Source organism: Sphingopyxis fribergensis (assembly GCF_000803645.1).
GTDB lineage: Bacteria > Pseudomonadota > Alphaproteobacteria > Sphingomonadales > Sphingomonadaceae > Sphingopyxis > Sphingopyxis fribergensis.
The window spans coordinates 4180213-4205742 of the sequence record NZ_CP009122.1 but is presented as its reverse complement, the minus strand read 5'-3'; the positions used below and the strand labels follow the sequence as shown (position 1 = coordinate 4205742).

At 65.1% G+C, this 25530-nt stretch carries 21 protein-coding genes; 7 read left to right on the top strand and 14 right to left on the bottom strand.

All coding sequences use genetic code 11. The features are described 5' to 3' along the window. Positions 1-2: 2 nt before the first annotated feature. From SKP52_RS19675 to SKP52_RS19655, 5 genes are all read right to left on the bottom strand, one after another. A complete protein-coding gene (locus SKP52_RS19675; protein WP_017184391.1) occupies positions 3-872 on the bottom strand; it encodes an ArdC family protein in 870 nt (289 codons plus the stop codon). Between the two features lie 155 nt (positions 873-1027). Continuing rightward, positions 1028-3205, bottom strand: coding sequence for a hypothetical protein (locus tag SKP52_RS19670; RefSeq protein WP_039574906.1), 2178 nt, complete (start codon positions 3203-3205; stop codon positions 1028-1030). After that, complete coding sequence (locus SKP52_RS19665) at positions 3202-4989, bottom strand: hypothetical protein (RefSeq protein WP_039574907.1); 1788 nt, start codon at positions 4987-4989, stop codon at positions 3202-3204. Before SKP52_RS19665 ends, SKP52_RS19670 begins: the two co-directional genes overlap by 4 nt. After that, positions 4986-6335 (bottom strand): tyrosine-type recombinase/integrase, encoded by a 1350-nt coding sequence (locus tag SKP52_RS19660; protein WP_039577820.1) that lies wholly within the window; start codon positions 6333-6335, stop codon positions 4986-4988. Before SKP52_RS19660 ends, SKP52_RS19665 begins: the two co-directional genes overlap by 4 nt. A gap of 157 nt (positions 6336-6492) precedes the next feature. Further along, positions 6493-7263: an ArdC family protein gene (locus SKP52_RS19655; protein ID WP_052208601.1), complete on the bottom strand. Its 771-nt coding sequence runs from the start codon at positions 7261-7263 to the stop codon at positions 6493-6495. A 232-nt stretch (positions 7264-7495) separates the two neighbouring features. Between SKP52_RS19655 and SKP52_RS19650 the strand changes: the two genes are divergently transcribed. The 3 genes from SKP52_RS19650 to SKP52_RS19635 all read left to right on the top strand — a co-directional run bounded on the left by SKP52_RS19650 (position 7496) and on the right by SKP52_RS19635 (position 9852). Beyond that, positions 7496-8173: an SOS response-associated peptidase gene (locus SKP52_RS19650; RefSeq protein ID WP_228383707.1), complete on the top strand. Its 678-nt coding sequence runs from the start codon at positions 7496-7498 to the stop codon at positions 8171-8173. Further along, positions 8170-8484, top strand: coding sequence for a hypothetical protein (locus SKP52_RS27090; RefSeq protein ID WP_039577814.1), 315 nt, complete (start codon positions 8170-8172; stop codon positions 8482-8484). The genes SKP52_RS19650 and SKP52_RS27090 overlap by 4 nt, the downstream gene beginning before the upstream one ends. Positions 8485-8500: 16 nt before the next feature. Continuing rightward, a protein-coding gene (locus SKP52_RS19635; RefSeq protein ID WP_148309194.1) for an IS3 family transposase occupies positions 8501-9852 on the top strand; the annotation gives its coding sequence in 2 pieces (ribosomal slippage) (positions 8501-8836 and positions 8839-9852; 1350 coding nt in all). A 3-nt stretch (positions 9853-9855) separates the two neighbouring features. On the opposite strand, the gene SKP52_RS19630 is transcribed toward SKP52_RS19635, so the two are convergent. The 4 genes from SKP52_RS19630 to SKP52_RS19615 are packed head-to-tail and all read right to left on the bottom strand — an operon-like array spanning position 9856 to position 12458. Further along, positions 9856-10464 (bottom strand): DUF1993 domain-containing protein, encoded by a 609-nt coding sequence (locus SKP52_RS19630; RefSeq protein ID WP_052208599.1) that lies wholly within the window; start codon positions 10462-10464, stop codon positions 9856-9858. A gap of 49 nt (positions 10465-10513) precedes the next feature. Beyond that, the gene (locus SKP52_RS24805; RefSeq protein WP_052208597.1) at positions 10514-10939 is read right to left on the bottom strand and encodes a GFA family protein; all 426 of its coding nucleotides are present in this window, start codon (positions 10937-10939) and stop codon (positions 10514-10516) included. Next, a complete protein-coding gene (locus SKP52_RS19620; RefSeq protein WP_081997449.1) occupies positions 10933-11616 on the bottom strand; it encodes a DJ-1/PfpI family protein in 684 nt (227 codons plus the stop codon). Before SKP52_RS19620 ends, SKP52_RS24805 begins: the two co-directional genes overlap by 7 nt. Then, positions 11616-12458 (bottom strand): PhzF family phenazine biosynthesis protein, encoded by an 843-nt coding sequence (locus SKP52_RS19615; protein WP_039577811.1) that lies wholly within the window; start codon positions 12456-12458, stop codon positions 11616-11618. The genes SKP52_RS19620 and SKP52_RS19615 overlap by 1 nt, the downstream gene beginning before the upstream one ends. 107 nt (positions 12459-12565) lie before the next feature. On the opposite strand from SKP52_RS19615, the gene SKP52_RS19610 reads away from it, so the two are divergent. Continuing rightward, positions 12566-13951: an aminotransferase-like domain-containing protein gene (locus SKP52_RS19610; RefSeq protein ID WP_039577808.1), complete on the top strand. Its 1386-nt coding sequence runs from the start codon at positions 12566-12568 to the stop codon at positions 13949-13951. A 133-nt stretch (positions 13952-14084) separates the two neighbouring features. On the opposite strand, the gene SKP52_RS19605 is transcribed toward SKP52_RS19610, so the two are convergent. Beyond that, complete coding sequence (locus tag SKP52_RS19605) at positions 14085-14378, bottom strand: hypothetical protein (RefSeq protein ID WP_039577805.1); 294 nt, start codon at positions 14376-14378, stop codon at positions 14085-14087. A 91-nt stretch (positions 14379-14469) separates the two neighbouring features. Beyond that, on the bottom strand, positions 14470-15837 hold the full coding sequence (locus tag SKP52_RS19600) for a tyrosine-type recombinase/integrase (protein ID WP_039577801.1): 1368 nt from the start codon (positions 15835-15837) through the stop codon (positions 14470-14472). 289 nt (positions 15838-16126) lie between these two features. Here SKP52_RS19600 and SKP52_RS19595 point away from each other — a divergent pair, with 289 nt between their 5' ends. Genes SKP52_RS19595 through SKP52_RS19585 form a run of 3 tightly spaced genes read left to right on the top strand, consistent with a single transcriptional unit; the run spans position 16127 to position 20150 of the window. Continuing rightward, the gene (locus SKP52_RS19595) at positions 16127-17344 is read left to right on the top strand and encodes a CoA transferase (protein ID WP_039577798.1); all 1218 of its coding nucleotides are present in this window, start codon (positions 16127-16129) and stop codon (positions 17342-17344) included. A gap of 2 nt (positions 17345-17346) precedes the next feature. Next, on the top strand, positions 17347-18555 hold the full coding sequence (locus SKP52_RS19590) for an acetyl-CoA C-acetyltransferase (protein ID WP_187337268.1): 1209 nt from the start codon (positions 17347-17349) through the stop codon (positions 18553-18555). A 2-nt stretch (positions 18556-18557) separates the two neighbouring features. Beyond that, positions 18558-20150, top strand: coding sequence for an acyl-CoA dehydrogenase family protein (locus SKP52_RS19585; RefSeq protein ID WP_039577793.1), 1593 nt, complete (start codon positions 18558-18560; stop codon positions 20148-20150). Here SKP52_RS19585 and SKP52_RS19580 read toward each other — a convergent pair. The 3 genes from SKP52_RS19580 to SKP52_RS19570 are packed head-to-tail and all read right to left on the bottom strand — an operon-like array spanning position 20147 to position 25498. After that, the gene (locus tag SKP52_RS19580) at positions 20147-21307 is read right to left on the bottom strand and encodes an alginate lyase family protein (protein WP_039581698.1); all 1161 of its coding nucleotides are present in this window, start codon (positions 21305-21307) and stop codon (positions 20147-20149) included. The genes SKP52_RS19585 and SKP52_RS19580 overlap by 4 nt on opposite strands. A gap of 10 nt (positions 21308-21317) precedes the next feature. Next, positions 21318-22556 (bottom strand): alginate lyase family protein, encoded by a 1239-nt coding sequence (locus SKP52_RS19575; protein WP_081997448.1) that lies wholly within the window; start codon positions 22554-22556, stop codon positions 21318-21320. Next, positions 22556-25498 carry a TonB-dependent receptor gene (locus tag SKP52_RS19570; protein ID WP_160292447.1) on the bottom strand — a complete coding sequence of 981 codons (2943 nt, stop codon included), beginning with the start codon at positions 25496-25498 and terminating at the stop codon, positions 22556-22558. Before SKP52_RS19570 ends, SKP52_RS19575 begins: the two co-directional genes overlap by 1 nt. Positions 25499-25530 lie beyond the last annotated feature (32 nt).

Sequence of the window (25530 nt, the reverse complement as noted above, 5' to 3'; positions counted from 1 at the left end):
CGTCACGGCTGCTGGGCGTGCATCCAATCGGCCGCCGCCTGCGCCTTGCTGGCCGCAGTGAAGATCGCGCGGCTGTCGTTCTTCAGCACCTGAAGCCAGGAGGCGATATAGGCGGCATGATCGGGACGCGGATCGTGCGCGATGCCGAGGTCGGCAAGCAGGAACGAGGCGGTCAGCTCGGCGGTCGCTTCCTCCATCGCGAGCGCGTCCTTGGTCCACCTGGCGCTGAAATCCCGGTCGAGCCGATGCGCCGCGCCGCTGGCATGGGCACACTCGTGGATATGGGTGCCGTAGAATCCATGCGCGCTACGGAAGGTTGCGAAGTGCGGCATGTAGATGCGGTCTTCGCCGAGATGGTAATAGGCGCTGCTCGACCCGTAGACCGTGTCGATACCGAGCGCGGCGATGAAGGCCTCGGCGGCCGCAAGGCGCTCGCTCTCGGGCAGGACCGGCCCGGGCTCGGGCGCGTAGCCGTCGACCTGATCGGCGTTGAACAGGCTGAACGCCCGGGCGAAGAGCCGCCGTCCCTTGCCGCCATCTTCGTCATCCTGCTCGTCGTCGCGCCGGCTGATCTCCTTCCAGAGGACGCCGAGGCTGGCCTGCTCGCCCTTGCGGACCTGGGCGCCGCGGTCCTGCCACTGACGATAAGTGCCCCAGACCCCGCTCGCATAGCCGCCGCCATAGGCCGCCGCCCAGAGCGACACCGTGTTGATGCCGCGATAGGGCTTGCCGCTGGCGATGTTGGTCGGCCGGGTGACATCGGCGCCGCTGTGATGCCATGGCATGCGCCAGTTGCCCGTACCGGCTTCGATCGCTGCAAGGATCGCCTCGGTGACCCGAGTATAGACGTCGGCTCGTACCTGAGTTGGCATGATCTGAACTCCGCTTGCCCGTCGGGGGCCATCCCCGGCGGCGGAGCTCGACTAGCGCCGGGCACAAGCGCGGTTGCGCACCCGTAGGGCCGCAGCGAAGCGGAGGACGGCAACGCCGTTGCGCCAGCGCGCCGACCGGCGCAGAGCTTCCGCCGTCAGCCGGGGTTGGCCTCCGGCGGCGCGGGGCCGATGGCGTCGATCACGGTAGTGAGCCGGTTGATCTCGGTGGCGAGTGCATGGCGTTGAAGATCCGACAGACGTCGTTCGCGCAGCAATGCCCTGGCATCATCGGCCGCGCGTTCCCAAGCTGGCCTGTGACGGGCGGTGATGCAGGCGTTGGGACAGCGGGTCGGCTCGCACAGCGCCGTGAGCGGCTGCTTGGGATCGGGGGTGGTCACGCGCTTGAGGCAGAGCGCGGTGGCGGGATCGAAGAAGCAATCCGCGAGGAGGCCGACATGGAGGGTTCGCGCGACGCTGGCGAGCATGACACGTAGCCGGGAGCGGTCGGCGATCATGGCGGGCAAGGGCCCGAGCTGCACGGCCGCATCGTCGAGCGTCCGCGCGATGCGTGGTCCCGCCGGCCCCGCGAGTGAGGCACCGCCCTGCCGCCGGTCGAAATAGTCCAGCAGGTCGCCCTGCTGACCGAGCCGGCGCTGCGCCTCGACCTCGGCGCGAAACCCCGATGCGCTGGTTCCGGCATAGCCCTCGAAAGCGGCGACCGAGGCGTGCTTATACTGGATCATGCCGGCGATGGTGCCGAACGGACGGTTGGCGATGTGCCATGCGATGGTGCGGCGGAACTGCCGCGTCGTTATGCGCCACGGCTTGCCACCGGGTCCGGACGGGATGACCGGCACATCAGGGCTGCCGAAGGCAGCGTTGAGGTGGTCGCGGAAGGCGTTGAGTTGGCGGACCACCTCGCTCGACAGATGCGTCTTGGTGGCGGCGCCGGGGCGTAGCACCGGCCAGAGCGTATCGCTGCCGCTGGCGCGCGTCGGTCTTGCCGACAGGCGTTCAAGCACCGCTATCGCGTCTGCGACCGGCTCGATCGTCACCCAGCTCGCCGCCTCGCCCATGGTCGACCGACGCTTGTAGATGGTCGATCGAATGCGATGCCGCTCGACCAGGCCATCCTCGCTGCGCGCGATCGAGAGGCACCCCCGCCGCATCGCCTGCACCTCGCAGTCGCGCATGCCGGTGAGGTAAGCGCACACTATATAGGCGGCCGCCTGAAGCATCCGTTCCTCTTGTGCGAGCGTCTTCGCATCGAAGCGTGCGCGCCATGGCCGACCGCTATCGGGATCAATCGAGATCGGCGTGTCCATGCCGCCCACTTCGACGCCCAGGTCGGCGGCAGCGGCTTCGATCAGGGCGGAGACGCCCTTGGCGAGTCCGAAATGCATGGCCGGTTCCGCCTCAGCATCGACACCGGCATGAAGATGGAGAAGATGGACGTTGATCGGCGGCGTCGCTTCTCCGGTGCGGGGATCGGTGCGCGTGACGCCGTTATGCGCGGTCGTCCAGATCGGCACGCCGCGGCCTTGCCGGGCTCGACGCGCGATATGGCGCTCGAGGCGCGCGCGCTGCCGCAGGCGGCGCTCTGCGCCAGGCAGTCCGCGCTCGGCGGCAAGCAGCCGGGCGCGGCGCGCCTCGAGCCGATCCAGCGCGGCCCGAGCCGATAGAATATCGTGCGCGAAGACGGTGACGTAGCGCAATGACCAGGCGAGCAGTGCGGCGATGACATCTTCCGGAAACCGCGGGGTACGGTTCTCAACGACGTGCCGATAGCCTGCGACGCGGGCGGGTGCCTGTCCGGCCCAGGGCTCAAACGCGAGGCCTCCGCCAGCGAGGCGGTCACGATAGTGATAGAGATCGGAGACCACTTCGAGGAGGTGGCCGACTATGACGGGTCGCCGGGCAGAATCGTGGCGAAGATGCCTGGCATAGGCATCGGCCAGCGCCTGATCGATGCGGCCAAGGTCGAGCCCTCCAAGCGTCAGGCGCGCGAAGGCGAAGAACCGGCGTGCGCGGTTGAATGCCTGGCGGATGCTCGCCGGCGGCAGCTTCGGGCGGTAGCCGGGAAGATCGACGTTGAGGCGGGCGTAGAGATAGGCACGCATCGCCGCCTGCACATCGGCATGTTCGAGCACGTCGAAATGCACGGTGACATGGCAGCGCCGCGCGTTCTCGCGGAACACGGCGGGACCGAGATCCCAGCTTGAGTCGCCGACCCGCGACAGCTCTTCGCGGGCGTGGCCCGCCTTGAGCGGCGCAGTGGCCAGCACGGGCCGATCGTCGAACGCGGGTGCGCGGGCATGGGCGGGCGTGATCATGCGCGTGCTTCCGGCGGCAGATAGAGCCGCTCGCTCTCCATCTGCCAGCGCGCATCGGCGATAACGGCATCGGAGAAGACCGGCAGGACCTGGGTCGTGATGCGGGAATGGACGCGGCCGAACTTGGCCGCCCAGTCGCTCGCCGGGAGGCTCGGTCGCTGCTCTTCGACGAACGCGAGGAAGGCGAGGATCGCGGGAAGCTTGCGCGCGGTGATGACGGCGTTGGGGCAATCGAGGCAGCCCCAGAAGGGCTGCGCGCAGGGTGAGCCGGCCTCGGAGAAGGGGCTGCTATGGAAGCCCGAGCAGGCGGCGAGCCAGACATCCTGTTCGCCGTCGAGCAACGGCCCCACCGTATCGGCCGACATCAACGGCGCCGCCTGCTCGGGCGCTTCGCGCAGCGCCTGCTCGGCCGTGGGCGCGAGGACGGTCGGCATCGCGGCGGCGACCGCCTCGCGAAAGGCATCGGCGACGGCCGCCTCGTGCAGGGGCCGGAGCGACGGCAGGTCGGCATAATGGCGCGCCGCGACCTCGCGCGTGTGACCGACCGCGAAGCGGGCCATGTGCCCCTCGGTCTTGGTGTACCACAGCGCCTTGTGGGTCTTGCGCAGCCGGGAAAGCAGCAGATGCAGCGGCTTGCCGTTATCGTCGACAATGCCACAGCGGCGAGCCCAGGCGGGGAGCGGATACTTGAGGTCGACTATGCCGGCGCGAAGGCCGCCGACGTTGTGATAGGCCCACAGGCAATCGCCGGGCAGGTGCTCGCGGGCAGCCGCCGTGGCGTCGATCAGGCGGCGGATCAGCCCGCCCGGCGTGCCGCCACCGCCGTCGCGGATGCGCATGCTCTTGTGCTCGGCGCCGCGAGCCCGGCGCTTCAGATAGCGCAGCTCCACCGTGCCGGCATGGGCATTGGCGAGACAGTCCACGGTCAGCGTCTTCAGGCACTCGGGCTCAAGGCCCGTCTCAAGCGTGAGCAGCACGAGCAGCGCCGGCAGGTCGCGCGCGAGCAGATGATGCCGGCCATGCAGGTCGTCGATGAGCGTCGCGGTTGGCAGGTTGCGGCGCATGCGCATGAAATAAAGGCTCTTCAGCTCGGGCTGGTCTGCGACGATAAAGCCCTGCCGCGCGATGATCGCTTCGACATCGGCGCGGGCGGCGGTGATGGCCGGATCACCCTCGTCGGTCCGATCGTCGGCGCCGAGACGGCGGAACATCGCTTCGACATCGGCTCGCGCCGCGTCGCGCAGCGCGCGGGCGACGAAGGGGCTGTAGGCATCGCGCGGGGTCGAGCGGCCCGCCGAAGTGGCCAGCGTGTAGCGCAGCCGCTCATGCAGCTCGGGTGCGATCCGATCGGGCCGGTCTGCTTCGATCGCGCGCAGTGTGTTGATGATCTTGCTGACCGTCATGTGACGGTGGATCGGGCCCATCCCACGCCGTTCGAGCGCGGATGCGAAACCATCGATATGGACCGCGCGCAGGTCGCTGACGCCAACCACCTTCAGTCCTTCGTCGGCAAGCCAGGCGAAGAAGTGACGATAGACCTGGACATACTGCTTGATGACGCTGGCCGCACCGATCGGTCCCCCGAGCGCGGCCGACCGACGCAGCGCACCGGCAAAGGCGATGGCGAGCGGGCGAGGATCGAGCGCGGTCATATCGACCAGGACCGTCCCGCCATGCCGCGCCTCGATGGTGAACTTGAGGCCGAACACCGGATCGGGCTGCGGTCGCTCCGGCGTGATGGGCGCGAAGGCGACAGGCCGGCCCTTGCGGGGACGCTCGCTCATGCGCCCTGCGGTCCCGGCAACAGCGCCAGCAGCTCCTCGACGGCCGCATCCACCGTATCGGCGCGGGTCGCGATATGGTCGAGATAGACATAGGTGGTGGCGAGGCTCGCGTGGCCGAGCAGGCGTTGCACCTGTTGCAGCGGGTCGCCCAGGATCAGCCGATAGGTCTCCACCGGCCCCACCGGCAGTGCGGCCTCGCGCAGTCGCTGCTGGATCAGCAGAGCGAGCATATGGACTGCGAAGGTGTGGCGAAGCTGGTGCGGGCTGATCGACAGCGGGAAGCCGTTCTCCTCGCACCGCTTGCAGGCCCGGGTGAAGATCACCTCCCACGAGTTGGGGCGGACAGGCTGCCCGACCTCGGTCAGCCATAGCGCCACCGGCTCGCGGGGCGTTCCATCCTCGTCGCACAGGATCAGGCGGCATCGTTCCTCCGGGGTGCAGACATCGCGCATGCGGTCGAGACCGGCGCGGGTGACGTGGATCGGTCGCTCGAACCTGGCCGCACCGTCGCGCGCGGCGAACTTGGTCACGCCCGCGGCGCGCTCGACGGCGACATAGGCGGTGATCTGACGAAGGAGCCGGCGCGGGACCAGGACGCTGCGTCCGCGGTCGCCCTTGGTGAGCGGCGGCGGCAGGCGCAGCCAAAGCTGCTGAGCCTGATCGTGGTCGTGATCGATGGCCGCAAGCTCATCGGCGAGCAGGCCCGACGCCTCTTCGAGACGCAGGCCGGTTGTGACGAGAAGATCGGCGAACAGCGCGTTGCGCAGCCCGTTGCGATCGCGAGCGCCGGGGCGTTCCGTACCGTCAAGGGCGAGGCCGCGCAGACCGACGTCGCGGAAAATGCGGTAGTCGTCCATCGTGACGAACCGCACATCCGATCGCTTGGCAGTGCGTTCATAGGCGTCGTTGCGCGCGGCGATCATGCCCCGACGCCCCCCATGCGCCGGTCGCCATATAGCGCGCCGACTGAACGGCGCTTCGGCAATCAGCCCTTGGCTCTTACCCCAGCGGTAGAGGCGATCGAGGCTGGCGACTGCCCGGTTCCAGCTTGCCGCGCTGATCCGCTGGGCGGCGTCGCCGCGCCGCCGCGCGCGGTGATAGGCGGTCACATCGTCGCGGGCCGCGTCCCATATCGTCGTGCCGCAGGCATCGAGGAAGCGAAGCCACACCGCAACGTCATAGGCGTAGGCGCGCAGCGAATGGCGCGAGCGGATCCCCGCTAGCGGCAGGTCGACAAAGAAGCGGTCGAGATCGGGATCATAGAGAGCGTCTCCCCGCAGGATCAGCGGCACATGCGCGTCGAGCCCCCTGGCGTCGCGGCGCTCGCAAACGGTAATGATCGACACCGGCACGAAACCCTCCCCCCCGGACCCCCCACCCGGAAGCTGACCTCACACCGATGCGCCCTATGGCCCGGCAGTTATCAGGCTGGCCTCCGCCAGCTCTTGGGTCAGCGCTACGGCCAGCCTGATAACTGCCTACCGTGGGCGTCCATCGCCGACCTTACTGCAATGTTGCGGGCGGCGCAGACTGTCCAGATAACGCGACCAGTTCCTCGCGTCCATATGTCTCCGAACCGAAGCGGCCGCTCTGATCCCGGTCGAGGCGACCCCGGCTGCCCGTCCAGTGACCGAGTTCGTGAAAAGCCGTTCGATTCCAATTGATTGGATCGAAGTAGCGCGAGGGAGGTGGGACGCAGACCCGGTCGTTCGCCACGTCATAATAAGCCTGATCTCCGCCAATACGGAAATCCGCACCCGTCGCTGTGATCAGAGCTTCCGCTTCGGGAAGGATCTGATCGGGATCGGGTCGCGGGATCTCGGCGGTATAGGCGTCAGGCAGGCCTTCGCACTGGTCCAGGTTGAACACCGTGAAGCGTTTCAGGAACGGTATCGTGCCTGGAGTGCGGCCTTCCTCGGCAGCCTGGCGCCGTTCGTTGCCGGGGGTGAAGCGATGGGCGTAAACGACGGTGGTGCCGGTCGCGCCCTTGCAGACATTGCCACCGAGTTCGAGCGCCTGGCGGAAGGTCAGGAAAGCGTTGCTCGAAAAGCCCCGCGAGACCACCGCGTGCCACAGAATGAGAATATTGATCCCGGAATAGCAGCGGTTGCTCGACGCGTTGTGCGGCATCTGGAGCGGGGCCTTGGCCGATGCCCAAGGCTGGACCCAGGGAACGCGACCGGCTTCCAGCTCGGCAATGATCTTCTCGGTGATGTCCTGATAGAGGGTGGGCCGGTCATGACCTGCCGGCCGGGATTTGAACTTGCGTGCCATCGCATGTCTCCGCGACGGGTCGGTCCCGAGCCTCTCTCGCGACGCTCAACCCGTCACGAAAACCCGGCTTTCCTCTCACTCTTGCGGGGGCGTTGCGGGGGCGGCTGGCCCCCGCTCGAAGGGGTAGCGCAAGACCGCCTGTCGGGCTTGCGGTCAGGGGAAGCCTTTCCCCGCAATCCTTCCCGGCCAAACCACGCCAGGAGTATCGATTGCCCTGTACGGAAACGGCGGCATGATGCCGGAGATGTGCAACCTCTATTCTCTGGTCAAAGGTCAGGCGGCGATTCGCGAACTCGCCGAGGTCATGGCCGACCACACGGGCAACCTGCCGGAGATGGCCGGGATCTATCCTGATTACCCGGCGCCCATTGTCCGCAACCAGGAAGGTGGCCGGGAAATGGCAATGGCGCGTTGGGGTATGCCATCTCCGGCCTTCGCGCTCGAAGGCAAATCGGTCGACAAGGGCGTGACGAACATCCGTAACACGAAGAGTCCGCACTGGCGCCGCTGGCTCGGACCCCAATCACGCTGTCTGGTGCCGTTCACCTCTTTCAGCGAGCCGGACCAGTCACCCGGCGGCGACCGCAAGCCAGTCTGGTTCGCGCTGAACGAGGATCGGCCGCTCGCATTCTTCGCGGGGATCTGGACCCATTGGACCTGTGTACGAAAAAAGGCCGAAGGCGAGATAAGCTGCGACCTGTTCGGTTTTCTGACGACAGAGGCGAATGCCGAAGTGGGGCGCTATCACCCCAAGGCCATGCCGGTGATCCTGACCGAAAAGGACGAGTGGGATAGCTGGCTCAATGCGCCCTGGGATGAAGTTGCTGCGCTCCAGCGCCCCTTGCCCGATCACGCGCTGACTATCACAGGGAAGGGCGACAAGTCAGACGGAGGCGGTGAGCTTCTATGAGCAAGCGATCCAAGCGCGACACCCAAGGCGCAAGATCGAAATTCCCGCGTCCCGATAAGCTGGCGACGCTCCACATCGACACCGATAACGAGCGGTTCGTTTTCACCACCAAGGACATGATCCAGAACCAACTGAGGCGTGACGGCCCCAAGATCCGGCGGTCGTTCGATCTGGCGGCCAAGGATGATATCGCGGCGTGCAGCGCGGTGTTTGGACTGGCAGCCGGGCTGTGCTTTCGGCACTGTCTCCCGTCAGCACCTATGGCACAGATTAGAGGTTGTGATTTAAGGAGGATTTGGGCTTCGTCGTAGTGACGAAGGAACGAAGATGAAGCCCAAATCCTCAAGGTCCAAATTGCCTGCCGAGCAGGTCGTAAAGGATATCCGCCGCAAGACTCGGCGGCACTTCTCTGCCGAGGACAAGATCAGGATCGTCCTTGATGGCCTGCGCGGCGATGACTCCATTGCCGAGCTGTGCCGCCGCGAAGGGATTGCGCAGAGCCTGTATTACACCTGGTCCAAGGAGTTCATGGAAGCCGGCAAGCGCCGTCTGGCTGGTGACACTGCGCGTGCTGCGACCACGGACGAGGTGAAGGGTCTGCGCCGTGAAGCGCGCGATCTGAAGGAGTGCGTGGCCGATCTCACTTTGGAGAACCGGCTGCTCAAAAAAAGCATGATCGCGGATGGGGGAGACGAAGAATGAGATATCCCGCATCCGAGAAGCTCGAGATCATCCGGATCGTCGAGCAGTCGCACCTGCCCGCCAAACGCACGCTGGACCAACTCGGTGTGGCACGGCGAACCTTCTACCGCTGGTATGACCGCTACCTCGAAGGTGGGCCGGAGGCGCTTCAGGACCGCCCTTCAGCGCCGAGCAGGGTGTGGAACCGCATCGGAAACGATATCCAGGACCAGATCGTCGAGATGGCGCTGGAGCAGACCGATCTATCCCCGCGCGAGCTGGCAGTGCGCTTCACGGACGAGAAGCGCTACTTCGTGTCCGAAGCCACGGTCTATCGCCTCCTGAAGGCCCACGATCTGATCACCAGCCCGGCCTACACAGTGATCAAGGCCGCCGAGGCGTTCCACACGCAGACCACCCGCCCCAACGAGATGTGGCAGACCGACTTTACCTACTTCAAGATTATCGGATGGGGCTGGGTCTATCTATCGACCGTGCTCGACGATTACTCACGCTACATCATCGCCTGGAAGCTCTGCAGCACCATGCGAGCCGAGGACGTCACTGACACGCTCGATATGGCGCTGGCAGCCTCAGGCTGCGACCACGTCAACGTGCTGCACAGGCCCCGCCTGCTCAGCGACAATGGCCCCAGCTACATCGCTGGGGAACTGGCCGAATACATCGAGGCCAACAAGATGAGCCACGTGCGCGGCGCACCCTTCCACCCACAGACCCAAGGCAAGATCGAGCGCTGGCACCAGACCTTGAAGAACCGCGTACTGCTGGAAAACTACTTTCTGCCCGGTGATCTCCAACAGCAGATCGAGGCCTTCGTCGAGCATTACAACCACCAGCGCTACCACGAGAGCCTCGACAACGTCACGCCCGCCGATGCCTACTTCGGCAGGGCTGCCGCCATCATCGAACGAAGAGAAAGGATCAAGCGAAAGACACTCGAACATCGGCGCTTGCAACACCGCAAGCTCGCCGCCTAAACATCAAACCAAGACGAGGCCCACACTCCGCTGATCTACGCCGCGAGTTGTGCCAAATGTTCTGACGACGGACAGATGGTTGAACATATGCGGCACATAGTCGGCCTTGCCAATCTCGATCCCCCGGCTTCTGAGGATCGCGTAAGCGGTTACGACGTGGAAGTAGAATTGGGGCAGCGCCCAGTCCCTGACATAGTCCTGGCCGGTCATATCGAACGTTGGACCGCCCGGCAGTTCAAGGATCACTCGCCTATCCTCGGTTCCGTCAAAAGCGCCTGGCTCAAGGCTGCCGAGAAACGATAGGGCGTCACCGATGCGGGTTTGCGCTTCGATCATCGATCCCGACCGTTCACCGGCATTATGCCCTTCCTGTCCGAGTTGCTCCAAGTCTTCCGGTAACATCTGACCACTCAGACGGAATACGGCTTCCTGCGCCTGCAGACAGGCGAACCGCAGCTGCGCTGACAGGGGGAGCATGTCGGGCGCGAGACGTTGGGCAAGGAGCGCTTCGGCTTCTGAATCCGAGCATTGCTGGCGCGCCTTTTCCAGCAATCCCGCGAGCGTTTGCAGCATATGCGTATATGTCGGCACGAGAAGATCGGTCGGGGACATGGAAACTCCTGCAGATGAAGTTGGGAAGATGAGGTCTTATACTGACGGGTTATACCGACGACTTTTCTGATCGCGTGGCCGGAACTCGCGGGCCAGGCCATTCAGGTCGCGGATCGTCACAGACAAGGTTCATCCCCGCGCCCTCGGTGGCCCGGACGGGAAGTGCGGTCGCGTCGAATCCGTCGAGGCAGAAGATGTTGACCCCGAAGTGATCGGGCGCCGCGCGCTTGCGGTGGAAGACGTAGATGCCGCAACGCCGGCAGAAATAATGTTTCGCGCGGCCGCTGTTCCATACGTAGAGCGAGAGCAGTTGCTCTCCCTGTTCGATATGCAGCGCTGCTTCGGGCATTTTCACCATCAATGCGTTGCGCTTCACGCATAATGAGCAATCGCATGTCGTCAATTCGATCGGATCGCTGTCCAGGGTGAAGCGAACCCCGCCGCAGTGGCAGGAACCGGGATGACGGCTTACCATCGGCTCGCTTCTTCCGCGCCGAATGGGTCGAGCATCCTAGCGCCTGAACCGACGCCGGCCGTCTCGTGCTGCGCTGCCGCCAGTATGGCCGGTTCGATCACCCGCAGCGCATGATCGACATAGAAGCTCTTCTCGCCCACCGGAGCGACATAATGCAACGCTTCGTGCGTGATGTCGATCGACGCGGCGCGCGCGATAATCCACGCGGCGAGATAAGGCGCGGCAAGGCAGCCGCCCGCTGTCGCGACATTGCCATGAGCGGCGAACGGCGCGTCGATAACGTTGACGCCCGCCTCCACGACCCACGGCTTCGTCGTCAGGTCGGTGCAGGCCGGCAGGTCGCCGATCAGACCGAGCCTGGCCAACAGCAACGTGCCGGAACATTGCGCGGCGATCAGCTGACGGGTGGGATCGAGCTGCAGGCGAGCCAGCAAGGCGGTGTCCTCGGCAATCTCGCGCGTCCGAATACCGCTGCCGATCAGCACTGCATCCGCCTCACAGGCAAATTCCAGCGGGCGCTGGCGCTGCACGGTCACGCCATTCATGGACGTGACCTGTTTTGACGGGGCAGTGATATGGGCCTGCCAGCCTCGCGGCCGGAGACGGTTGAGGATGGCAGCGCCAATGAAGGAATCGAGTTCATTGAAGCCGTCGAAGGTCAGGACCGCGATTTGCATCAACTGGCACTCCGGCCGCTAAAGAGCGTACGGGTGGCACCGGCAACCCATATCTGTCCGGCATCATCCTGTTCGACGTGGATGCGACCGCTCCTTCCCAGCCGCGTGCCTTGTGCTGCAATGTAGGCATCGTTCACGCGGCCGCTCGCGAACAGCCATTGGCCGAGCGCGGCGTTGAGGCTGCCCGTCACCGGGTCCTCGATCAGCGCGCCATGGGCGTCGCTGAAAAAGGCGCGGACCTCGAATGCTGCGTCACCGCCTGCCGCATAGGGGCCGAGAATGCCGATATCGATCCGCTGGCTCTGATGCCTTTCCGGTTCCACCGCCAGCACGGCATCGGCCGATTCCAGCATCACCGCGATCCAACCGGGACCATTATCCGCCCACGTCGCATCCATGATTGCGCCACGCTCGATACGCAAAACCTCCGCCACCCGGGCAATGTCTGCTTCCGTGGGAGTGCCGCCGCGCAGCAGGGGCGGCGCAGCGAAGGCTAGGCGCTCGCCGTCGTTCCGGATCTTCACCAGACCTGCGCCGCAGTCCTGCACGATCATGTTCCGATCCCTCGGTTGTCCGCCCGCCTCCATCCAAGCATGAGCGCTGCCCAGCGTCGGATGTCCGGCGAAGGTCAGTTCATGCGCAAGCGTGAAGATGCGCACCCGGTAGTCCGCTCCAGGGTCGGTCGGCGGCAGAAGGAAGGTAGTCTCCGACAGGTTCAGCCAGCGGGTGATGGCCTGCATCTCCTCGGTCGAGAGAGCATCCGCATCGGACACCACTGCGACTGGATTACCGGTAAAAGGGTCGGCGCCGAACACGTCGACGAGGTGGAAGGGATTGTTCACGCTGTAACTCCTGTTGCGCAGACGGCTTTTCTAACTGGCGGCACCGGCATCGACAGGCACGGATCGATACGATATCGCCAAACTGTACTGATCATGAAAGCAGGACGGTGGCGGCAAACCCCAATGAAACGCGGACAGGACGTATCGTCCGCCATATTCGCGACCGGATCGAAGCGCGCACGCTCACGCCCGGCGCGCGGTTGCCATCCATCCGCGCGATGGCGGACACGATGAGCGTCGCGCGCTCGACCGTGGTCGAAGCCTATGAGCGTCTTGCAAGCGAGGGTATGATCCGCTCGCGGCCCGGATCGGGCTTTTATGTCGCGGCTCCGCTGGCTCCGCTGGCGCTTGAACGGTTGACGCAGACCGCCGAGCGGGAGGTCGATCCGTTATGGATGCTCCGCCAGTCGTTGGGCGAACGGCGCGCGGGATTGATGCCGGGATGCGGCTGGTTGCCGGATGACTGGCTCGCAGGCGAGGCGCTGCGCAAGGCCATGCGCGCAATGGCGCGTACAGAGGATGCGGGCGCTCTCGCGAGCTATGCCTCGCCGTTCGGTTCACCCGCGCTGCGCTCGCTGCTCGCCCGCCGCCTCGCCGAACAGGGGGTCGCGGCTGCGACCGATCAGATCCTTCTCACCGACAGCGGCACTCAGGCGCTTGATCTGGTCTGCCGCTTCCTTCTCCAGCCCGGCGACGCGGTGCTGGTCGATGATCCATGCTACTTCAATTTCCTTGCCTTGCTGCGAGCGCATCGGGCCAAGGTAATCGGTGTGCCGATGACGCCCAGCGGCCCCGATCTCGCCGCGTTCGCGGAGGCGGCCGTCACGCACAGGCCGCGCCTGTATCTGACCAATTCGGCCGTCCATAATCCGACGGGTGCGATGCTTTCCGCACCTGCCGCGCATCGGCTGCTCCGCATCGCCGAGGCCCATGACATGGTCATCGTCGAGGACGATATTTTCGCCGATTTCGAGCATGTCCCGGCTCCGCGCCTCGCCGCCTTCGACGGGCTGGAGAGAGTGATCCGGATCGGCAGCTTTTCCAAGTCCCTGTCCGCAGCCGTGAGATGCGGCAACATTGCCGCGCGCGGCGACTGGATCGAGGCACTGGCCGATCTGCGCATCGCGACCTCCATGGCTGGTAGCCCCTTGTCGGCGGGCTTGCTCCACACGGTCCTGACGGATGGAAGTTATCGCAGGCACGTTGAATCCGTCCGCGCCCGCCTTGCCCGCGCCATGCCGCGCGTAGCGAAGCGGCTGCGCGACCTCGGTATTGAGCCTTGGGCTGAACCGGGTGCGGGCATTTTCCTGTGGGCACGATTACCGGATGGCGTCGATGCGGTCGCTCTCGCCCGCTCTGCGTTGGCCAAGCAGATCGTCCTTGCACCGGGTGCGGTGTTCAGCGCCAGTGGCGGCTGGCGCGATCATATGCGCTTCAACGTGGCGATGAGCGATGATGATCGCCTGTTCGGTTATTTACGTAAGGTGCTATAGTGGGGATTTGCGAGATTTCGGCCGCACACTACAGTCACTTCCATATGACAGGCTACGGTAAGACGCTGCTGAGCGACCGCGTCGTACGTTCAGTGCAGGTGTGTTCACTCGCGCTTGCGCAGATTCAGCATAACTATGGCGATGCCATTGGACCATGCCCACTGCGAGGCATTCCGTTGATCTTCGCGAGGAGTGGATCGACTTTCATGGTGTCCGGCGCGTAGCATTGGAAAACCGTTCCATCGCTGGCGCGATACCCGTCACATTTCAAATCGCCGCGCGGACCGTAGGGGCGCACGGGCTGGAAATCGCCGGGGTGGGCATGGGCCATGATACGGGCGAACAGCTCCCGCAAGAAGGCATTTTCAAACTTCAGCCCGTATCCAAAGCGTTGCGTGTTATCCAAAACTTCCCCCATCACCGCCATAGCTGTCCATGGCGTGGTCGATCAATTCGAATTGCATAGGAACCGACAGGCCAAGTCTCGCTACTTTCCTCGAACGTACAAAGATTAAGGGTCAGGCTGCCATCTGAGCCGCTACCGTATCATTCGCACCAATCGCGTTTTCCCCATCGTCTAGGCCGAGGAAGCGCGACAGGGCGGCTTGGCGAGACTGGCGATCGAGCGCGTAAGACGTGTGCTGGAACGAAATGCCGTGCATAAGGCCCTGAATGTAGCCTGAGATCGTATCGGCCGCCATGATGAGCGCGGTGTCCAGCGTGTGGATGTATTTGCTCGTCACGCTGTTGCGCGAGTGTCCGACGATCGCGGAGATAGTCGCCTCGGTGAAACCGAGATCATTGCCAAGGCTGGCGAAGCTGTGGCGCAGGACATGGGGTGTCATCCATTCCAGTTCGGTGCCCTTGAAGATCGCCTTCCACTGGCGCGGGAAACCGCCGAACGCCTGATCGTGCTTTCGAATCCCTGGGAACACGAAGGTCTGCTCTTCAACCGGGCGCAGGTTCTCAAGCCTTTCCACGACGCGCAGGCCGATCGGGCGAACTGACGCGCCCTCCTTGCTGTCGTTGAGCCGCAGGCAGCTACTATCAGCATCGAACTCGCTCCATTCCAGACCGATGATCTCGCTGCGCCGCGCGCCCGTCAGGGCTATGTTGCGAGCGATCTCCACCGCCATGGCGTAGTTCGGATTTCGGCCAGCTTCGTCGAGTATCTCGCCGAAGACGCGGTATTCGGCTTCGGTCAGGCGGCGGGTGCGAACCTTGTCCTTCGGCTTCTTCACACCAGCGGCAGGGTTGAGGTCGATGATCCCCGCGTCCATCGCATAGGTCAGGATGCCGCCAAGCAGCCCCACCGTGCGGGACGCCGTGCCGGCGCCGCCTTTGACGATCGAGCGGCCCCGCAGGCTTTTTGTCTTTACGTTCCGCCGGGTCTTGCCGGCCATCACGTCTTTCAGAAGCTTGGTGATGTCCGCCTTGGTCAGATCCTTGACCCGGCGCGTCCCGAGCAGCGGCACGATATGGCGATTGATGCGCCCCTTGTCGGACACAATCGTTCCCGGCCGCTTCGGCCTGCCACCTTTGCCGAGGATGAGACCGTCATCCAAATCCTTGAGATAGAGGTCACAGAGTTCCTTGACCGTGATCGCCTTGTTGTCGATCTGCTTTTCCTCGGCGGGATTGTCGCCTTGCGCGACTCGGCCCAGGAGCACCTTGGCTTCCTTCCGGGCCATCTCTGGCGTCCACACGCCATGCAGGCCGATCGTGAACCGCCGAGTCCGCCCGAGCGCGCGATATTGGATCAGGTAGCTGCGCCTGCCTGACGCGAAGACACGCAGCCCGAAACCCGGCAGCTCGTCGTCCCACAGAAAATAGTCCTTCTCGCGCGAAACGGCGGCATCTACGTTCCGCTTGTTGATCTTGGCCATACGATACACCTCCGACGACAGGCCTGTTTCCACGGAAGCACCACGGAAGCAGGTGGGAGCAGGTGGGAGCGAACTCCCGGCTAGAACAGCGTGCCATCGGCGTATTCTATTTAAGGAAAAAGCTAATGAATATAGAGCATTAGCGCAGATTATCGTAGAATAGAAAACCGTGGCGTGGCCTCCGTTCTAATTCTCCGAAGGCAGAGGCCAGGGGTTCGAATCCCTTCGGGTGCGCCAGATAGCTGAACCGGCGACTCGAGCCGGTGACTTCGCGGGAGACAGGCGCCGGATGTACGACCTGCTGGCCGGCCTGTCGGTGATCGAAGCGTCGTCCTTCGTCGCCTCTCCGACCGCCGGGCTTTATTGCGCGCAAATGGGCGCCGAAGTGATCCGCGTAGACCAGGTCGGCGGCGGGCCCGATTTCCGGCGCTGGCCGGTGACCGATGCGAATGACTCGCTCTATTGGGAAAATCTGAACCGCGCGAAGAAGTCGGTCGCGCTCGATCTGGCGCGGCCCGAGGGGCGCGAGTTGCTGCAAGCGCTGGTCCGCGCGACGGGGCAGTTTATCACCAATTTTCCGGTCGGCGGCTTCCTGTCGCACGAGGTGCTGGCCGAGGGGCGTCGCGACCTCATCACCATACGCGTTATGGGCTGGGCCGACGGGTCGCCCGCGCTCGACTATACGGTCAACAACAGCGTCGGTTATCCAATGCTGACCGGCGCCGGACCCGAGCCGGTTAACCATGTGCTGCCCGCGTGGGATTTGCTGACGGGCGCCTACGCCGCCTTTGCGCTGCTCGCGGCGATGCAGCGCCGCACGGCGACGGGCGAAGGCGGCGAGGTTCGTCTGCCGCTGTCCGACGTCGCGATCGGCACCGTCGCAAACCTCGGTGGCGTCGCCGAAATGCTTTATACGGGCGCGAACCGTCCGCGGCTCGGCAACGCGGTCTATGGTCTGTTCGGGCGCGACTTCGTCACCGCCGATGGCTGGCGGACGATGATCGTCGTCGTCACCCCGCGCCAATGGGCCAATCTGGTCGCGGCGCTGAATCTGGGCGATGCCGTCGCGGCGATCGAGGCGGAACGCGGCGTGTCCTTCGCGGCCGATGACGGGCTGCGCTTCACGCATCGCGACGCGCTTTATCCACTGTTCGAACGCGCGATCGGCGCCCGCGATCATCCCGATCTGGCCGCTGCCTTCGACGCTGGGGGCATCGTTCATTCGCCCTATCGCACGATGCACGATGCGGTGCAGGATCCCGCACTCGTCGCGGGCAATCCGATTTTTGGCCAAACCGACAATCCCAGCGGGTTCGCCTATCCCGCTGCGGGCGCCTTTGCGACATTGCCGCACGCGGAGCGCCAGCCGCCGCGCGCCGCACCGCGCAATGGCGCGCATAGCGAAGAAATATTGAGCGAGCGGCTGTCGCTTTCGTCGGGCGAGATTGCGCGGCTGATCGATGCCGGTATCGTCGGCATCGCCAACACCGGAGAAATGAAGAAATGACCATGCGCCGCGCCGCCATCGTCGCCCCGATCCGCACGCCCGTCGGCAAGTTCGGCGGCAGCCTGTCCTCGCTGACTGCGGGCGAATTGGGTGCGGTGATCCTGAAGGCGCTGGTCGAGCGCACGAAGATCGACCCGACGCGCGTCGACGACGTCGTTTTCTCGCAAGGCTATGGCAACGGCGAGGCACCGAGCATCGGCCACTGGTCGTGGCTCGCCGCGGGGCTGCCGCTCGAAGTGCCGGGGTATCAGCTCGACCGCCGCTGCGGGTCGGGGCTGCAGGCGGTGATCAATGCCGCGATGATGGTGCAGACGGGGATGTCCGACGTCGTCGTCGCGGGCGGGGTCGAATCGATGTCGAATGTCGAACATTACAGCACCGACATTCGCAAGGGTGTGCGAGCCGGCAATCTCACGCTGCACGACCGGTTGACGCGCGGGCGGGTGATGTCGCAGCCCGTCGAGCGTTTCGGCGTCATCACCGGCATGATCGAGACCGCCGAAAATCTGGCGAAGGATTATGATATCAGCCGCGAGGCGTGCGACGCCTATGCGGTGCGCAGCCACCAGCGCGCGGCGGCGGCATGGGCGAACGGGCTGTTCGATGATGAGCTGGTGCCAGTGTCGGTGCCGCAGAAAAAGGGCGATCCGGTGGTCTTCGCGCACGACGAAGGCTATCGCGCCGACGCGACGCTCGAAACGCTCGGCAAGCTGCGCCCGCTCGAGCGCGGCGTCGTCACCGCGGGCAATGCGAGCCAGCAGAATGATGCCGCGGCGGCATGCCTTGTCGTCGCCGAAGACAAGCTCGACGAACTCGGGCTCGAACCCATCGCCTGGTATCACAGCTCCGCGGCGGCGGGGTGCGACCCGAGCCGGATGGGCATCGGACCGGTGCCCGCTGTCGAGCGCTTGTTCGCGCGCAATGGCCTTGGCTGGGGCGACATCGACCTTGTCGAACTCAACGAAGCCTTCGCGCCGCAGGTGCTCGCGGTGCTTAAGGGTTGGGGCTGGTCCGACGACGACAGCCGGAACGAGGTTTTGAACGTCAATGGCTCGGGCATCTCGCTTGGCCACCCGATTGGCGCGACCGGCGGGCGCATCCTCGCCAACCTGACGCGCGAACTGGTGCGCCGCGACGGGCGTTACGGGCTGGAAACGATGTGTATCGGCGGCGGGCAGGGCATCGCCGCGATTTTCGAGCGCGCTGCCTGAGCATGACCGATTTGCGCGAGGCGCTGTCAGCGGTGCAGGCCTATCGTACCGCGGCCGAGGCGGCGCTCGCCGCCCGGCTGGCGCAGGCGCCGATCGACCGCGAGCAGCGCGCGGCGCACGGCTTTGCCTGGGTCGCGACAACGGTCGCGGCTTTGGAGGCGGTGCTCGCATGGTGCGAGTCCGGCCAGGACTCGAACCCGCTCGATGCGAAGATCGCCGTGCTCGCCTTTGCCGAGGGTGTCGGCCAGCTCGTCGGCGGATTGCCGATGGGGCAGAATGAGATTTTTCGGCCCGCCGACCTCGGGCTGGGGGCGGCGGCGCGCGCGTTGGCCGAGGCTTGCGCCGACCTGCTCGACGCGGATCATGCAGCGCGGCGCGCCGAGGTCGCCGCCGCGCTCGCTGACGGGCATTGGCCGAGCGAGACGCTGCACGACGCGGACCTCGATTCGATCCGCGACCAGTATCGCCGCTTCACCGATGCCGAGATCATCCCGCATGCACATCGCTGGCACCTCGCCAACGACCTGATCCCCGATACGACGGTGCAGGCAATGGCCGATCTTGGCACTTTCGGCGTGTGCATTCCCGAGTCGTACGGTGGGCTCGGCCTGTCGAAGCTGGTGATGTGTATCGTCACCGAGGAACTGTCGCGTGGGTGGATCGGCGCGGGGTCGCTCGGCACGCGGTCGGAGATTGCGGGCGAGCTCATCGCGACGGGGGGCACCGATGCGCAGAAGGCCGAGTGGCTGCCGCACATCGCGAGCGGCGAAATCCTGCCGACCGCGGTGTTCACCGAGCCCGATGTCGGATCGGATCTTGGGTCGTTGCAGACGCGGGCGCGGCGCGACGGCGATCATTGGGTCATTGACGGCGCGAAGACCTGGATCACCCATGCCGCGCGCTCGGACCTGATGACATTGCTCGCACGCACGCTTCCTGACGCAAAAGGCTATGCCGGACTATCGATGCTGCTGGTACCCAAGCCGCGCGGCACTCAGGGTGACGCCTTCCCTGCCGAGGGCATGAGCGGGAGCGAGATCGAGGTGCTCGGTTATCGCGGGATGCGCGAATATGCGTTGCAGTTCGATGCGATGACGGCGCCCGCCGACGCGCTGCTCGGCGGCGAAGAGGGGCAGGGCTTCAAGCAATTGATGCGCACTTTCGAAGGTGCGCGAATCCAGACCGCGGCGCGTGCGGTCGGGGTCGCGCGGCGCGCGCTGGAGCTCGGGCTCGACTATGCACTGGCGCGCAAACAGTTCGGGCAGGCGATCGTCCACTTCCCGCGCGTCGCCGACAAGCTCGCGATGAGCCTTGTCGATTTCGTCGCCGCGCGCGAGCTCAGCTACGCCGCGGCGCGCACGAAGGATGGCGGCAAGCGCTGCGATATCGAGGCGGGCATGGCGAAGCTGCTTGCGGCGCGCGCGGCCTGGTCGAATGCCGATGCGAGCCTGCAGATCCACGGCGGCAACGGCTATGCGCTCGAATATGAAATCAGCCGGATCCTGTGCGACGCGCGCATCCTCAACATCTTCGAAGGCGCGGCGGAGATTCAGGCGCAGGTGATCGCGCGCGGGCTGGTCGGCGGGCGTAACTAGAGCCAGAGCAGGGGCTGGCGGACGGGGAAGTTGCGCACGACCTCGCCGATCGTGGGATCGGGATTGAGGCGCTGCCAGAGGTCCAGCCAGTCGGGGCGATCCTGCGCAAGACCGCCGAAGAGCAGGCTCGGCTGGCGTACGGGGAAGCCGTTCCAATATTCGATATCGGGCGGCAGCGGCCACTTCGCCTTGTCGGCGACATAGGGCGCCATCCAAGCGATTGCGCCGCCGATCGAGCGGCCGTCAGGCGTCTGCCAGCCGATCAGTTCGCTGTCGCCGAGCAGCCACGCCGAGGCCGCGAGGACGTCGAGATTGAACAGCGAATAGGCATAGGGTTTGGTGCGCGCGAGTTCGAGCGGCTGGCGGCCGCCGGGCTCGATCTGGGTCGGGATGATGATCGTCTGCAGCCGGCCGCGCGCATCGGCGAGGATGTCGGTGCGGCCGAGTAATGCGGCGAAAGATGCGGCTTGCAAGAGCCAGCAGGTGCCATGGTTGTTCTTCTCGTCGCGTTCCTCGATGCCGAAGGGCGAGGTGGTGAGCCAATCGAGATAGGCGGCGAACCAGCGCTCGACGCCCGCCCGGATCGCCGCATAGCCGGGGGCGTGCTTCCGGGCGAAAAGCGCCGAAGCGCGCGCGACCTCGACGATCTGCAGCGTGTCGATGACCCCGATCGCGCGGCCGCTGTTCACCCCGATGATCGCCTGCGTATGGTTGAGGTTCGGGTTCATCTGCGTCGCCGGATCGACGAACCAGGCGGCGAGGTGGCGCATCGCCGCTTCGGCAAAGCGCGCTTCGCCGGTGAGGTCCCACAGCGCCGCGAGCGCGGGCACGGTGCGACCGAAAGCGATCAATGCGTCGCGGTGGCCGTCGAACTTTTCGGGGTTCGAGCGTCCGTCGCGGCGGATATAGGCGCCGCCGGGATTTGCCGGATCGGGCCACCAATAATCGCCCTCCGAATAATAATCTTGCGGACCCGCCGGGCTGCGCGGTGCGGGGATCGCCGAGATGGTGCGCGGGGTCGCGGCCAGAAGCGCCGTAGCTTGCGGCAATAGCCGGCGGCGCTCGATCGCGCGGGGGTCGAATGATGTCGGCGGCTTGGCCCATGACGCCGGGGCGGCGAGCAAGGCGGCGATCAGCAGGGAACGGCGCGCGATCATCCCGCGCATCCTAGTGGATCGCATGGCGCAGCAACAGGTCGCCGCCGACGCTGCGCGGATAGGCACCGGGACCCCAGGCGGTATCGGCGCGGACGAGGAGCGCGTCGAGCGTCGCGGCGGGCCAGCCCATTTCCTTATACGGCCAATCGGCGGCGCGGCCGCGATAGGCGGCGACATAGTCGGTCGCCTTGCGCAGCGAGCGGCCTTTTTCCTCGGCGCGATAGAGATCGATGCCGAGGCACGCCGCGCTGTCGGCAACGGTGTAGGCGGCGCTCAGCGCATAGAGCGAATAGTGGAAGCTGCGCGTGCGGCCGAGTTCGGCGGGGAGCGCGCCCGCAGCGTCGACCTGCGGCGCGATCCGCGCCTTGGGGAAGGCGAGGACGATCTTGCGCGCGATCTCGGGCCTCCGTGCGAACAATGCGAAGCGCGCGACCTGTGCGTCGTACCACAGACCATGATTGTTCGACGCCTTGCCCTCGTCCTTGCCGTTCGAGCTTTTCAGCATCCAGTCGACATAGCGGCCAAACCAGCTTTCGAGCGCGGCACTTTCTGGGGGCGTCAGCGCGCCCGACGCGGCGATCAGGCCGGCGGCGTCGATCACGCCGATGAAGCTCGCGCCGTCGAGTACGCCTTCGGGGCGGCCGTTAGACACGCCCGGCACCGCCTGCGCAAAATCCATGTTCGGGTTCATCGCGGTCGCCGGGTCGAGGAACCACGTGCGGATAACGCGCGCCGTCCCCTCGGCATATTTGCGCTCGCCGCTGTAATAAAAGGCGAGCGCGAGGGTGTCGGCTTCGCGCGCCATGCGGCTGAGCGCGCTGCGGTCGAAGCGATTGCTTTCGATGTCGGGGTTGGTGTCGCCGTCGCGGCGGACATAGGGGGCGTTCGCGCCGGCCGGGTTCGGCCACCAGTAGCGCGCGAGGCTGACATAGTCGTGGCGATCGCCCGACACGGGGATACTGCGCTTGTCCATCACCGATGCGGGCTTGGTGGCGAGCGCCTTGTCTGCGCGGGCAATCAGATCGCGATAGGCGGCGGCGATCGCCACATCGTTCGGGAGCGCCGCCTTGATCGCTTCGAGATCGGCGGGGCGCAGTGCGAAGGTGCGGCGCCCGCCGAACGATGCCGAATAGCCTTCGCTCGCATCGCAGACGGGCGCTGCTGCCGACCGGGAGGCGGCCGCCGCGGACGGAAAACATGCGGCGGTCGCCAATAAGGCCCAAGACAGTCGGGCCGGATTTTTACGCATCAGAGGCGGACCCGGAAGCCGAAGAAATATTGCGGGCCGCTGCGCGACACTTCGGCGATGCTGTCGTATCCGCCCTTGTACATAATGTCCTGCGTGTTCGTGACGTTGAGTGCCTGCAGCTTGAGCTGGACATTCTCGGTGAGGTTATATTGCGCCGACAGGTTGAGGTAGGTGCCGCCGCGGATCTCGCGGTTCGTACCGCCGTTCGGCTTGTAATAGCCCGAGCGGTAACGGAGGTTCGCGCGCAGCGAGAGGCCCCATTTCTCGAACCATACCGATCCGCTCGCGGTCCATTTCGAAAGCCCTATCAGGTTTGCGGGATCGACATAGTCGGCGATCGGCGAGGTGTCGGGATATTCGAAATTGGCGAAGGCGCGGTTGACCGATCCCTGAATACCGAAGCCGTCGAGCGGGTCGGGCAGCCAGGTGAAGGCGTGGCTCGCGGTGGCCTCGACTCCATAGAGGTGGCGCGTTTCGGTGTCGTTCGATGGCGCGACGGGGGCGATGGTCACGGTTTCGGTCACTGGTGCGCCACCGTCGCGGATCGTCGTGACGGTGATATCGGTCGGGATCGGCTCCTCGGCGCTGATAACCGTCCCCTTCGCCCATTTATAATATCCCGCGACCGAGATCAGCGTATCCTGCGATGCGTATAGTTCGACGCTGGCGTCGAGGTTCCATGCGCGCAGCGGCTTGAGGCTCGGGTTGCCCGTCGTCGCGTTGAAGATGATATTGTCGACCCCCGAAGCCGACGTCGTCGGGTTGAGGTTGACCCCCGCACCGAAGCTTTCAATCCCCGACCGCGCGATCGCGCGATAGGCGGCAAGGCGCAACTTGACCTGCTGCGACAGCTCGAAGGCGATGTTTGCCGAAGGCAGGAAATAATTATAGCTGCCCTTCGCGCGGTTCGTTTGCAGCGTGCCGTTCGGATCGACGCCGATCGAATAGCTGTCGCCGGCCGTGTCGATGATGATGCGATAAGGCTGGCGGAAACCGATCGACGTGATGTCGGTCTTGATCCAGCGCAGGCCGACATTGCCGCTGAACGGCACTTGTCCCATGTCGGATTCGAAATTGGCCATCGCATAGGCGGCATAGATGCGCTCGGTGACGTCGATGTCGCTCGGGTCGCGGCCGTCGGCCGGGGTCGGCAAGGCATCGTCGCTGCCGGTGAAGGTGCGGAACAGGCAGTCGTTGTCAAAGCTCGCCCATTTGGTGACGTTCGTTCCCATGCCCTGCATATAGGATGTCGTCGTGAACGGGACGCGGCATTGCTGGTTCGCCTGCGCGATCAGTTGCGCGGGGGTCTGCCCATTTATCGCGACGAGCGTATTGAGATCGTTGTTGCGCGCATTGTCGTTGGTCCGGTGATGGTCCGACACACGCCCGCCAAACTTCACCGAGGTGACGAAGCCGTCGAGGTCGCGCTCGAGGTCGAGCCGCGCCGCCCAGATCCGGTCCTGCCGGTCGGTCGCGAAGCGCCGCCGCGCATAGACCGAGTTGGCGGCCGTGGTGAGGAACAGGCTTGGGTCGGTGATGTCGAAATTGTCGAATTCGACCACCGGCACGACATCGTCGTCCATATAGGTGAGTGTATAGGCGACACGGCGGTTCGACCGCATCCGCGTCTGCTTCTGCGTTTCGGTGCGGTGGCTGTTCGAATAGGACGCGTCGAACGCGATGTTCCAGCGGTCGGGCGACCAGATGAGGCTGAGGCCGCCGCCGGTATATTCTTCGACGCGCCGCCGCGTTTCAAGCTGGTTTTCGAGGTTCGAATTGCCGCGATAGCTGATCAGCGCGCCGGGCGAATAGCCGTTGTCGCCGTCGCCGATGATTAGCGGCTGGACCCCGCGCAATCCTTCGGTGATGCCAAGCACGTTGCGATCCTCGAGGCTGTTGCGCTTCGAATATTGGCCGTCGATCGAAATTTCGAAATCGGACGACGGACGCCACTGGATCGCGCCGATCAGGCCGTCACGAACTTCGGACGTATATTGTGAGCGAAAGCTGCGCGACGAATTGGCGAAATAGGTGTCGCCGCGGGTCTCGCCGACGAGCACGGGGGTCGCGCCGGTGCTCGGCGGAACCGAGCGCGGGCCGGTTGCGAAGGTGCAATTGGCGCCTGCGCCCGCTGCAACGAGCGTTGCCGCCGATCCCGTCACCAGCGACGGGTTGTTCGCCGATGTGTTGCAGAGCTGGAAGGTGGAATTGCCGTTATAATAATCCTCGGGCGCGGTCGTGTCCTGCCGCTGGTAGCCGATCGAGACGCCGATATCGCCGAGCCCGGTTTCGAACTGGTCGGTGTAGGAGAAATTGGCGCGATAACCGAGCCCGTCATGCTGGTAGACGTCATTGTCCTGCGGCTGGAAATCGCCGCGCACCTCGAACTGGATACGCCGCTTGCCATAATCGAGCGGCTTCATCGACCGCAGCTCGATCACCCCGCCGACGCCGCCCTCGAGGAAGTCAGCACGCTGGGTCTTGTAGACGAGGACGCCGTTGACGAGTTCGGACGGGAATTGCTGAAAGGCGACCGAACGGTCTGGGCCCGCGGTCGACACCTCGCGGCCGTTGAAGGTCGAAAAGCTCAATGTCGGACCAAGGCCGCGCACCGACAGCTCGTTGGCGTTGCCCTTGAAGCGGTCGGCCGAGACGCCGACGATGCGTTCAAGCGTGTCGCCGACCGAATTGTCCGGCGTCGCGCCGATCTCGTCACTGACGAGGCCATCGACGATGACATCGGCGGCGCGCTTGAATTCGATCGAGCTGCGCTGCGTCGCGCGCGTGCCGGTGACGAGGATTTCGTCGCCGCCATCGGCGGCCGCGGGCTGGTCGCTTGCGATTTCGGCGGGTGCCTCCTGACTCCAGGCGGGGGTGGCGGCAATCAGCGCGGCCGACGCCAGCAGTGCGGCGCGGGTCATCATGACCGGACGTAATTTCATAATCCCTCTCCCTGTTTCGCCGATCTCGATGC